The organism is Alistipes sp. CHKCI003 (assembly GCF_900021155.1).
In the GTDB taxonomy this organism is placed as follows: Bacteria; Bacteroidota; Bacteroidia; order Bacteroidales; family Rikenellaceae; genus Alistipes; species Alistipes excrementavium.
The window spans coordinates 1-1,103 of sequence record NZ_FCNT01000078.1 but is presented as its reverse complement, the minus strand read 5'-3'; the positions used below and the strand labels follow the sequence as shown (position 1 = coordinate 1,103).

1 pseudogene is annotated in these 1,103 nt (G+C 43.4%); it reads right to left on the bottom strand.

Features of this window, described 5'->3' with window-relative positions:
• Positions 1 to 189, bottom strand: a pseudogene (locus BN3659_RS13340) (IS5/IS1182 family transposase); the annotation flags it as partial.
• Positions 190 to 1,103 lie beyond the last annotated feature (914 nt).

The window sequence follows — 1,103 nt, the reverse complement described above, 5'->3', positions numbered from 1 at the left end:
CATCTGACGAGGATGGAAACAGCTGTTACCGCCTCCGCGATAAGTATGAAGAATATCGTCTACATCCAGACAGTCGATAATGGCGTTAACCACTCGCACGCTATGCGTAAGAGGTATTAATTCGTCCAGACTCGGCGGTAAAAGCAGACTTTGTTTTTGATTGTCCGATTTAAATGCTATCTTCGCCATCGTTGTACGGTCGTTATATGATTGTTAAGCAAAACAAATATACGATTTTTCTCCGTATAACAAAGGCTTTTGTTCTGTAAATCAGAATAAAAGCCTGCCTTTTACCCCCCCCCGCATCGAACAAGGACGGCACGAAACGGGAGAGACCTCTCAGCCTCTCCCTCCTGCATCGAGCGCGTCACTACATTCCCTGATAAGGGATTCTATGAATTGCAGGTATGAGAAGACGGGGGTGACAGACTGCGGATTTCACTCCACGACAAAGCAAAAATATAATCGCGGAATTCACTGCGGCTCGCTCTGCGACAATAACGGTACCGAAGCGGCAAGATGTGCCACTTTACAAATATTCGCAAATCTCGACTGCTCGATTCAAGATAGAGACGACCTCGATAATGCTTATCGTACTGACCCCACAGGGAACTCGAACCGGGGCAGCGAGAATCGCTGCAATGAAACAGATAGACTTCGCCTACATGAAATTTGACTCCCGAAACTATGCAAGTGGGATAAAGACCAATCCGGCGTCCTCGTTGCATTGAGGATGGCGGATAGTAGCAATTGTGATTCTTCATTGTCCGGCATTTATTTTGAATTATGCACTTTCAAAATAAGTGCGCGGGACTTTCACAATTAGCAGAGATCAATCGACTAAATGTAATAACCATTCTGGTCAAGGACCGCGCACTATGTGCACGCACCTCGACTGTTTATCAATGGTTATTCGAATATTTAGTTGATCTCTGCTAAGATAAACAGCTCTGACTGCGTATCTTTCGTTTTTCAAATATAGAAAATCGTCTCTTATTCTGCAAAATATTTGCACCTTATTTGTTATTAAAACTATCCATTTTATGGATTTGGGCACTAAAAAAAATTTTAAGGGGCCATCTAAACTTGTTAGACAGCCCCTT